The sequence below is a fragment of the Pedobacter sp. 10L46_2 genome (assembly GCF_056395165.1).
This window is the reverse complement of sequence record NZ_JBFTIZ010000191.1, coordinates 1-11,132: the sequence shown is the minus strand read 5'-3', so window position 1 is coordinate 11,132 and position 11,132 is coordinate 1. Positions and strand designations below refer to the sequence as shown.

The 11,132-nt window shown below is 39.7% G+C and carries 8 protein-coding genes; 6 read left to right on the top strand and 2 right to left on the bottom strand.

Annotated elements, in window-relative coordinates:
* Window positions 1-2,918: SusC/RagA family TonB-linked outer membrane protein (locus AC1DDX_RS18280; RefSeq protein ID WP_477622375.1), on the bottom strand; the 2,918-nt coding region annotated here is incomplete at its 3' end.
* 522 nt (window positions 2,919-3,440) lie between these two features.
* Here AC1DDX_RS18280 and AC1DDX_RS18275 point away from each other — a divergent pair.
* The 3 genes from AC1DDX_RS18275 (at window position 3,441) to AC1DDX_RS18265 (ending at window position 6,514) form a co-directional block, all read left to right on the top strand.
* Window positions 3,441-4,865 carry a right-handed parallel beta-helix repeat-containing protein gene (locus AC1DDX_RS18275; RefSeq protein WP_477622374.1) on the top strand — a complete coding sequence of 475 codons (1,425 nt, stop codon included), beginning with the start codon at window positions 3,441-3,443 and terminating at the stop codon, window positions 4,863-4,865.
* Between the two features lie 9 nt (window positions 4,866-4,874).
* Entirely contained in the window at window positions 4,875-6,065 is a 1,191-nt protein-coding gene (locus tag AC1DDX_RS18270) for an alginate lyase family protein (RefSeq protein ID WP_172660170.1), read from the top strand.
* Window positions 6,066-6,214: 149 nt separating this feature from the next.
* Window positions 6,215-6,514: an RNA polymerase sigma factor gene (locus AC1DDX_RS18265; RefSeq protein WP_172660171.1), complete on the top strand. Its 300-nt coding sequence runs from the start codon at window positions 6,215-6,217 to the stop codon at window positions 6,512-6,514.
* On the opposite strand, the gene AC1DDX_RS18260 is transcribed toward AC1DDX_RS18265, so the two are convergent.
* A complete protein-coding gene (locus AC1DDX_RS18260; RefSeq protein ID WP_172660172.1) occupies window positions 6,501-7,130 on the bottom strand; it encodes a DUF6266 family protein in 630 nt (209 codons plus the stop codon). The genes AC1DDX_RS18265 and AC1DDX_RS18260 overlap by 14 nt on opposite strands.
* A gap of 306 nt (window positions 7,131-7,436) precedes the next feature.
* Between AC1DDX_RS18260 and AC1DDX_RS18255 the strand changes: the two genes are divergently transcribed.
* The 3 genes from AC1DDX_RS18255 to AC1DDX_RS18245 form a co-directional block, all read left to right on the top strand.
* A complete protein-coding gene (locus tag AC1DDX_RS18255) occupies window positions 7,437-9,125 on the top strand; it encodes a GH39 family glycosyl hydrolase (RefSeq protein ID WP_337716826.1) in 1,689 nt (562 codons plus the stop codon).
* A gap of 167 nt (window positions 9,126-9,292) precedes the next feature.
* The gene (locus AC1DDX_RS18250) at window positions 9,293-9,880 is read left to right on the top strand and encodes an RNA polymerase sigma factor (RefSeq protein ID WP_172660174.1); all 588 of its coding nucleotides are present in this window, start codon (window positions 9,293-9,295) and stop codon (window positions 9,878-9,880) included.
* 242 nt (window positions 9,881-10,122) lie between these two features.
* Window positions 10,123-11,132 (top strand): FecR family protein (locus AC1DDX_RS18245; RefSeq protein ID WP_477622373.1); only part of this gene is annotated, 1,010 nt, incomplete at its 3' end.

Below are 11,132 nucleotides of genomic sequence, written 5' to 3'. Positions count from 1 at the left end.
GGATAAGCCATGTAACCGCTGCGCATGATATTCTGTTTCAACTGACCTTGAAAGAAAGCGTTTAAATCAAACCCTTTCCATGAACCACCCAAATTGAAACCAAAATTAAAATGTGGTGTGCCATCACCGGCATATACCAAAGAGCTTTTTTCGTTACCTATATTGGTAATATTACCTGTTCCTGCAACGTCAACTCTTTTTGTATCACCAGGACGTAAAGCTACTGCCTGATTGTTTTTAGGCATGTTGGCCAGGTTTGTACTAGACCCATAGGCAGCATAATATGCATCTACTTCTGCCTGGTTTTTAAAGTAGCCATCTGTTTTGTAAACAAACCAGGATTGCCATGGGCGCCCGTTTACGATTCCGTTTCTACCAGCGTTATAACTATCAGCACCTTCAACTCCCGATACCAAGGTTTTTGTATCACCAATGTTAAAAGCGAAATTATAGCTAAAGTCACCTTTTGTGTCTTTCCAGCCTATAACAAATTCCCAGCCTTTAGTATTGAATTTGCCGCTATTGGTTTTTGGTGCGTTACCTCCTAACACAGAAGGATAGCTTACATTGATTAGCATCCCAATATTGTTTTTTTCGAAAATATCAAAGTTGGTAGTTAATCGACTGTCAAAAAATTCCAGATCAATACCCAGGTTTTTTTGCTCTACTTTTTCCCATGTGCGGGTATAACTAATTAGTCCGTTGTTGTTCAAACTACTTGATGACTGTGGTGCAGCAGGCGAACCTAAAACAGCAGAGCCAATATTGACGGTCGACAGGTAATCGAAAGCACCCAAGCCAGATGCCTCATTTCCAGTAGTTGCGTAAGAAGCCCTTATTTTACCGAAATTAAGTACTGGCGTAATGCCCGTCAGAAAACTTTCTTTGGTAAATACCCATCCCAATTGTGCAGATCCGAAATTTTTAAATTTATAGCCTGAGGCAAACCTGGAGTTACCATCTCTTCTGCCTATCAATTCCGCCAAATATTTTTCGGCATAATTATAGTTCAATCTTGTCAGGTATGAAAACCTGCCATTTTGGGTCTTGGTTCCGCTGTTTGTTTGCGTTTCTAACCCGGCCAGACTAATATCATAAACGCCCTGGTCTTCAAAACCCACACGGTTAGCCGTTACCTGTTGCGAGTTGCTTTTTTCTGCATTGAGGCCTGCTACCGCCGATATATTGTGTACACCATTGAATGTTTTTTCATAACGTAACAATGCCGAGTAATATTGATAAAGCCCTTGCCAGGCATAAGTATTGTAAGTGTTATTTGTACCTCCGGTATTTAAACCAATCCCTGTGGGCGTGCCATACCAATTGTACAACTGCACAGGTAATACATATCTTTCTGAGTTAAATCTCTCGTTTTGCAAAGATGCCAAACCTTCCAGGGCAAGATCCTTAAAAATCTGATAGGTGGCGGTTACGTCCACTCTTCCGGTAAGTGAATTTTTATTTTCTCGCCCACCGGCAGCTGTCATAGCCGCTGCATTTCTGTTGGCACCCCCGTCAATTCCGTTAAATGTAGCAAACCATTGCCCGAAAGGATTTTTCGCTGGATAAAAAGGCATGTCGTAAGCATAAAGTGTATTGTCTAGCCCAACAGAAGGTGTACTGGTATTGGTATTAACCAAACTAACATTCGATTCAAGTTTAAATTTATCAGATAGCTTATAGTCGTGGTTAAAGTGAAGATTGTATTGTTTCTGTCCGTCATAAGCAGTAGCTAAATTTCCTCTGTTGTTTGCATAACCCACAGACAGACGATATCCTGTTGAGTCTGTACCTCTGGAAATACTTAAATTATGCTGTTGAGAATAACGCGTGGCAAACATCTCATCCAATCGGTTAGCATTAAAGATATAGTAATCTGTTCCAAAAAGATCATATCTGCCTTCCACACCTTGCTGCATTTTCTCCAGGTTTTCTTTATTTCCCCAAACCCAGTAATTTGGTCCGGCTTCTTCTTTGTTTGCCGCTAGCCATATTGAAGCATATTGCTGCATATTGGGCGAATAACCGGTAATACCGTTGGTATTAAAACGCGCATTACCATTGTAATTCACTTGTAATTTGCCTTTTCCTTTCTTAGTTGTTACCAGTATCACACCATTGGAAGCCCGTGAACCATAAATTGCTGCGGCCCCATCTTTCAAAACAGAAATGCTCTCAATATCATCGCTATTCATATTCTGGAAGGAATAGGAATTGAGAACAGGGACACCATCCACAATAATCAATGGATCGCTACCATTCACAGAAGAATTCCCACGAATCCTGAATGCTAAACCTTCGTTACCAGGGCGGGGTGAACTACGGGTAACCAACAGTCCTGGCGATTGACCTTGCAATGCCAGACCCACATTAGTTACAGCACGATCCTGGAACACTTTGCGGTCAATAGTTTCTACAGCACCTGTAAGTGTCGCTTTCTTTTGCTTTCCATAACCTACAACTATCAATTCATCCAATACATCATTTGTTTCTTTTAGTTTCACATTAATAACYTCTTTGTTATTAACTGCCAATTCCTGCGTTTCAAACCCAATGGAACTAAAAACCAGAATACTTATACTATTTGGTACGGTTAACTTAAATTTTCCGTTTTTATCTGTAACCGCACCCAGATTGGTGCCTTTAACTTTAACAGATACTCCCGGAATTGCTTCTCCTTTGGCATCGGTTACAGTACCCGACACTACCTGATCCATTTTTGCAAAATGATTTCTGCTGTTATTTTTTAAGCCCTTTATACTAGCATAGTGGGGATCCGAAAAGCTATCAGGGGTGTTATGAGTGTTAGAGGATTTAGAATAGGCTAGATTGATCAATGATGAAAATAGAATCATCTGACCAAATCCAACCCTCATAATCTTACTCCATTGAGTTGAATTTTGTAAGTGAAGTTTCATAAATTTATTTGGTTCTTTAAATGGAAAAATAAAAAGACCGCTTTCCTATTCTAAATAGTTGCGGCAAGATTAATTAACATAAAATCTCTTTATCCTAAGGAATCCTTTTCATACGCTCGGTTTAAGTGGTTTATCTATAGACGCAGCACTTTCCATTCAATACTCTCTTGCCAGATTTTATTGGTGTGTTTTGTATATAAATTATAGTTTGTTAGCTTTATTTCTGCCGTGGTGGGAATAACATATGGGTACATTTCGTCATGCAAGGCACATCGCCATCTCGAACGTTGTGAGAGATCCCTTGGTTCTGCCAGTTCAAGAGATCTCTCACAACGTTCGAGATGACGACAGTTTTAAACAATCTGTCATTGATAATTTTTTGCTTCGCAGCTATTTCGTGGTCAGCATGATGAGTGAGCCAATGAGTATAAAAAGCCCATTATGTTGTCATATCATTATAACTAGATTTTAAATGAAATATTAAAAGCAGAGCCAGGGGACCAGGTGATTGTTCGGAAAGGTATGTACAGGGAACTCGTAGTATTAAATAGGAGTGGGGCATCTGAACAACAAAGGATTACCATAAAAGCCGCTAAAGGCGAAACCGTAAGCATTAGAGGCTCTGAACAGGCAAAAAGCTGGACCAAAGAAAAAAACGGCATTTGGAAATTGCTTATAGATACGTCATCGTTTAAAGGCATTATTTTTTTCAATAATGTAAAAATGCAGCAGCAGAATGAGCTTAAACACGTAAATGGAGCTGTATTAAGCTGGATAGCAGAAAACGGTGGTGGAAAAGTTATGATCAAAGCAAATTTTGGTAAAAGCAATCCCAACGAATCGCTTACCGAAATACCCGTAAGGTCATCCGGAATTTCAGCTTTGGAAAATGTAAATTATATTGCGTTAGATGGAATTCATGTGAGTCAGGTAGTGAGCGCCATTTCCAGCATCTATGGAAAACAGGGAGGAGCAATTGAGACGGGTGGAGGAACACACTGGATCATCCAAAACTGCACCGTAGACAATTGCAGTGGCGTGGGTATCTCAATTGGTAATACCGGTAAAACGTATCCTGAAGCCAGCCCAAGAAACCCGGAGTTCAGCAATTATAAAGAAATCGAAAAGGTTGGTCATCACGTCATTCGTAATAACCATATATTAAACTGCGGCCAGGCAGGAATTTTTGGTTTAGCGGGAGGCGCTGCAAGTTTGATAAATGGAAACCTGATTGAAAAGATCAATACCGAAGGGTTGTACACAGGCACAGAATCTGCCGGCATCAGATTGGCAGTGGCCATAGACGCTGTGATTAAAGGGAACTTAATCCGCCAGATCAAAGGAAAGCAAGGTTTTGGTATTTATCTGGGACCCTTGTTTCAGGCTACGCGGATCAGCGAAAATATAATTTCTGATACAGGGGCTGATGCAATATATCTTTTCAACAGCCATGGGCCGGCGCTGGTCGACAACAATGTGCTTGCTTCGGGAAATCAGGCCGGAAAATCAGGTGTCAAAATGCTCGCCAGTGAAGCGAATGTTTTTATCAAAAACCTGTTTTACAATTGTAGTTTTACCAATGAACGTCAGCCAGGGAAATCGGTGGCCACAAGTAATTATCTGCCCCATACTTTAGTCATCAAACAAACCATTCCTTCTCTCAATATAGACCATCGCTGGTTTGGGAATGTTTTTGTAAAACAAAAGCTGGATACCCAAAGCTGTACGGGATGCAAGATAGATTACAACACTTTTGTAGATGATGCCAATTTCCATTTGATACACACTGAGCGTGGTGCAAATGTTAAAGTTAACCTGAAGGGGAACGTAACAACACATCCCGAATTTAATGCAGATTTCATCGGTTTTTTTGCTTTAAGTAAGCAGTATATCGAGTATCCTAACGGAAATCCGAAACTGCCTAATTCATTTTTACTGTTAAAATAACAACATACAATGATCAGATTTTTATTTGCCAGAATTTTCATGTGCACTTTTTTAGTGATTATTTCATCAATGAGTAATGCACAGGTATTAAAATTGGAAAAGCCGAAAGCTTATCATCCGGCTCCTTTTACACATCCTGGCCTGCTGCATTCGTCTTCCGACCTGCTAAGAATGAAGGATATGGTAGCCAGGGGAATTGAACCCTGGAAGAGCGGATTTGAAAAATTTAAACAAAGTCCTTATTCTAGCGCCAGCTGGAAGCCAAGCGCAGCGGCACATGCAGAAAGAAGTCTGCTAACGGGAGCCGGGAAAAACATAGGTAATCTTGAAAAGGATGTATGTGCTGCTTATCAGAATGCACTGATGTGGACAATTACCGGAGATGAAGCTCATGCAGAAGCAGCGGTTCGGATTATCAATGCCTGGTCTGATACCTTTAAAATCTTTGATGGTACCGATGTAGAGCTTGGAGCAGGGTTGAATGTATTTAAAATGGCCAGTGCTGCCGAAATTATGCGTGCCACTTATCCTAAATGGTCGCAGGCAGAAATTAAGAAATGCCAGGACATGTTTAGTAATGTATTTTATCCTCCCATCCAATATTTTGCGCTTTGGGCACATGGAAACTGGGATTTAGCTTGTATGAAAGGTATGATGTCTATTGCAGTTTTTAATGATGATCATGAGATGTTTGATAAGGCAGTAGATTTTTTTTACAGAGGCCCTGGAAATGGGAGTCTTTTGCATTACATTGTCAATGAAGCCGGGCAGGGTCAAGAGAGCGGCCGCGATCAGCCACACAGTATGTTGGGAATTGGTCACCTTGCTGAGATGTGCGAAATTGGATGGAATCAGGGCCTGGACATGTATAAATTCTCAGATAACCGACTTTTAAAAGGATTCGAATACACGGCCAAATATAATTTAGGTGAAGATGTACCCTTTGAACCCCACATGGATATTAGCGGCCGGTTTCCTGCATCCACAATTTCTACCAATGGTAGGGGCAACCTCCGCTCTATTTTTGAACAGGTGTATAATCATTATGCCTTTAGGGTAAAGGGAATACCAGCTGAACAGTATAAATATACAAAGGCTGCGGCAGATAAATTAAGACCCGAAGGTGCGGGGTTTAATGCAGATAATGCAGGTTTTGGAACTTTATTTTTCTCGCTTAAGGAAAGCTTGCCAGATAAATAATAAAACCGTTAATATTTTTAATAATAGTAATTGTTTTTATGTGACTTTGATATTTTTTATGCTATTTTTTTATTAAATGAATAAAACTTGTTTATTGTTAGCTAAACAGGTTTAGCTTTTGTAAGTTTGAATAAGCCAAATATTTAAACATGCAAAAAGTTAATGAATTGACGGAGTTGTGGGATAACTCAATAAAAGGCGAAGAGCAGTCTTTTGCCTTGCTTCACAAATCATTGTATCCTTATTTATTTAGTTATACGGTTAAGACAATCAAAAATGAAAGTGTTGCAGATGATTTATTAGTCGAATTTTTTGTCAAATTCTGGCATAACAAATTACAGATCGGAAGCATTAGTGATGTTAAGGCCTATTTTCATAAGTCTGTCCGCTCAATGATCGCCAATTATGTTAAAAGCCAGCAAATAGAAGCAACACTTACAAAACAGTAACCAACCCAAGGTACTGACTGTTGCTGCGTCGTTTTCTATCTTCCGACACAAAGGCCAGATATACATCTACTTGTTTTCCAACAAAACTTTCATCCATCTTAAGTTTGGCAAATCCTTCCTTAGCTCTTTCAGATGCGGTATTAAATTTTGCCCGCTCACCGGTTATGTCATAAGCCACCAGCATTGCTCTGTCGTCATAAGCAAAATTGCCACCTGTCCAGCTAAAGCTAATTACATTTCCGCTTTCTGCAACGGCTGTTGCAGTGGTGGCCTGGCTCATATCTCCAAAACTTACCAATGCCAGGGCCGGATTGATCTGGAAATAGGAGGGAATCCCAATTAGCGCATTTTTAGAATTGTAAGATTTTGCAGCTACAAAACCCTCAAAATTGGCTGCATATCCCTGAAATCCAACACGTAAAAATTCAAGTAGTGGTTGTAGCCATGCCTGCACGTAGGCGAATTTTTCTCTGTTTATTAATTCTTTTGGCGTGGGTGGGCTTGTTCTAAGCCTTGGTTTGCCACGCATAAGGCTTCTTTCTTTTGATTGATAACCGACAACAGTGCCCGCTTTTCCGCTAAATCCTCCTAAAATTCCGTTTTTGATAATTGCCATAATTATAATTGCTAAAAGGTTGATATATAATATATTAATATCTTTTTATAAATAAAAATTTGATTAGAACTATATAGGGATATTAAAAGGATTTTATCCCTACTATGTCCCTGTTACCTCCCTGTTATCTCCCTGTTTATGCTAACGATGAAATCGCCGTATAAGCGCTCTGGAATCTGCGGGTAATTTTAGAGGCACTTTATTTTTCAATTGGCTTAGCGGATTATACTAGAAAGAAAAAAAGCTATATATTTAATTTGGATGATCGTTAATCGTATAAAAGATATATCGCTTAAACCAAAGCACATGCTATTAAAAAAAAGTATTAAACTCTTTATCATTGCAGTAGGCATAAACAGCCTTGCCTACGCTCAAACGAATAAAAATGAGCCGGTAAAGGTTGCTGTTGATTTTTCAGCATCAATAGCTCCAATGAAACCACTATGGGCCTGGTTTGGATATGATGAACCAAATTATACCTATATGAAGGATGGTAAGAAATTACTGACCGAAATTGCGGCGGCAAGTCCCGTACCGGTGTTCGTTAGGGCGCATAGTTTATTGGTAACCGGTGATGGTGTGGCTGCTTTAAAATGGGGCTCAACAAATGCTTATACCGAAGATGCCAGTGGAAATCCGGTTTATAACTGGTCTATTATCGACAGTATCTTTGATACTTATATCAAAAGAGGTATGAAACCGCTGGCACAGATTGGCTTTATGCCCGAAGCACTCTCGAGCAAACCTGTTCCTTATAAACATAACTGGAAACCAGGTGATAAATACAGCGATATTTTTACTGGTTGGGCGTATCCTCCTAAAGATTACAATAAATGGACAGAGCTTGTTTATCAATGGGTAAAACATAGTGTTGAGCGTTACGGAAAAGAAGAAGTAGAAAGCTGGTATTGGGAACTTTGGAACGAACCAGATTCGCAATATTGGAGAGGAACACAGCAGGAATTTTTTAAATTATATGATTATTCTGCCGATGCTGTTAAAAGAGCTTTGCCAACGGCAAAAATTGGAGGGACTGATATTACAGGGGGAGCAATGAAATTTCAGGATGCTTTTATAAAACACTGTTTGTTTGAGACGAATTATGCAACCGGAAAAACCGGATCGCCGCTTGATATCCTTTTATTTCATGCCAAAGGATCTCCAAAATTGGAAAATGGAAGAGTGGTTATGGGAATCCGTAGTCAGCTTCGAAACATTAATGATAATTTAAAGGTCATTGCGGCTTATCCGCAGTTAAAGGATCTACCGATAGTGATTGGAGAGTCGGACCCCGAAGGATGTGCCGCTTGCGGTATGGCTACTGATCCTCAAAATGCATATCGAAACGGAACCATGTATTCCAGCTATACTGCCGCATCTTTTGCCCGTAAATATGAACTGGCTCACTTACTGAAATCTAACCTGATTGGTGCGGTTACCTGGGCTTTTGAATTTGAAAACCAACCATGGTTTTATGGTTTCAGAGACCTGGCAACTAATGGAGTTGATAAACCGGTATTGAATGTATTCAGGATGTTTGGAATGATGAGAGGTGATTTGGTAAAGGTTGATGCAAACAGAATGTGTCCTCTGGATAGTATTTTAGCATCTGGTATTCGTGGTGCCCACACAGATATTGGTGCATTGGCATCAAAAGATGCAAAATCTGCTGCGGTTATGGTTTGGAATTATCATGATGCTGATGAAAAAGGCAGCGCCGAAAAAGTTAACATTCAGCTTAATGGATTGCCCTCGAAAACAATAGAGCTTAAACATTATCGTATTGATGATCAGCACAGCAATTCGTACGAAGTTTGGAAAAAAATGGGTTCTCCGGTAAGTCCGACAGCTGTACAAATCAAACAACTTGAAAAAGCCGGGCAACTGGCTATGCTCGAAAAACCTTCGATACTTAAAACTAAAAATGGAACTGCTAATTTAGAAATCTTACTGCCAAGACAGGGTGTATCCTTTCTGCATCTTTCATTTAAATAATTAAACCAAAAACCTTTTATGGCAAAATAGTTGAATAAAAAGCCAATATGAGCGTAAGCACGGGAGCGGTAATGTGTTACATTTGATCTGGATACTAATCAAATATAAAATTCTAGTTTCAATAATTGTGTCGGGCATGGGCGTAAAGTCCATTTACAGTTTTACCAATGTTATTATATAAACAATTAAACGATGAGGAGTTGGCTGATCTCTTGAAGAAAGGAGATCATTTGGCATACACTGCCATCTTTGACCGTTTTTATGGTTTATTATTTGTACATGCCTGTAAGCTTTTAAACGATCAGGACGAGGCAAAAGACGTAGTTCAGGAATTATTTGAAATATTATGGACGCGTCGCGAAACCATTTCATTTGATCGTAGCCTATCTTCTTATTTATATTCGGCCATCAGGAACCGTATTATAAACCGTATTTCGCACAATGCTGTAGAAAATAAATACATCAGCTCACTGGCTGGCTTTATAGATCGCGATACTTACTTTGCAGATCATAGAATAAGGGAGGTTGAAATGAGAAAGATGATTGAACGGGAAATTTCGGCCTTACCATCTAAAATGAGAGAAGTGTTTGAACTGAGCAGGAGAGACTACCTCTCTTATAAACAGATTGCAGTTAGGCTTCAGATATCTGAACAGACCGTACGCATGCATGTGAAAAAGGCTTTACGCATACTTAGGCCCAAGTTTGATTTATTTGTTATTGCTTTTTATAGTTTGTTTTTGTACTTCATATAGCGTTTGAATACCAATGCCAGATTGTTTTAAGCTGCCGTCATTTCGACGATAGGAGAAATCTCCTGATTATGCAAAGGTTCGCAGTTACTCCGTGGCCAAGAGATCTCTCTTTACATTCGAGATGACGGGCAGTCCGATAGCGGGATTTTATTCCTTTATCTTTTTTTTTATTAAAATAAGTACCCCATACCCCCCAGCTTTCCTGTCATAGTAGCATAAAGTATAAATACCAAATATATTGTATGCATAGGGATCCCGGAGAACTGTTAGAAAAATACAAGGCCGGCAATTGCTCTGAAGAAGAAAAAGCAATTGTTGAAAGCTGGTATCTGGAATTACATTCTGGAAAGGAGGCTCCTTCACATAAAATTATTAGCAAGACTAAAGACGAGGTATGGGCGGCATTGTCGGCCCAGAAGGATAAGGAATCTCAGCCTGTTCAGATAAGTAAGCTCTTACTTAAAGTTGCCAGTTGGGCAGCTGTAATCAGCATCGTCGGTTTCATTGGTTTTATTTATTTAAACAAACCGGGGAACCGCTCCTCAATAACTGGCGTTTCAAAAAAACAAGACATCCCTCCGGGAGGTAACAAAGCATTTTTAACACTTGCCGATGGCAAAAGGATTTCATTAACCGATGCGGCTAATGGTGAGGTGGTTAAACAGGAGGGCTTGGTAATTAATAAAACTGCAGATGGTCAGCTGGTTTACACAGTATCAGACTCTGAACCCCAGGGTAAAAATGGAGCTCAGTTATTCAATACCATAGAAACGCCCAATGGAGGAAAGTATCAGGTTAATTTGCCTGATGGCACAAGGGTTTGGCTAAATGCCGCTTCATTATTACGTTATCCAACTAAATTTAGTGGAAGTAAAAGAGTTGTTGAATTGACAGGAGAGGGCTATTTTGAAGTAGCTAAGCTACCCGGTAAAATTCCATTTATTGTTAAAAGCGAAGGACAAGAAGTAGAGGTTCTGGGAACACACTTTAACATCAACAGCTACGAAGACGAAGGCCCAATAAAAACTACCCTTTTAGAAGGTAGTGTTCGGGTAATCCGCTCAAAATCTAGTGGGAATGCGCCTGATAACAACGTATTGTTAAGGCCAGGTGAGCAGAGCGAGCTGGGTGATCAGAAGATAAATGTAAAAGAAGTGAATACGGAAAGTATTTTGGCCTGGAAAGACGGAGACTTTGTATTTGATGGCGATGATCTGAAAAGTATTATGAGAAAAGTAGCAAGATGGTATGC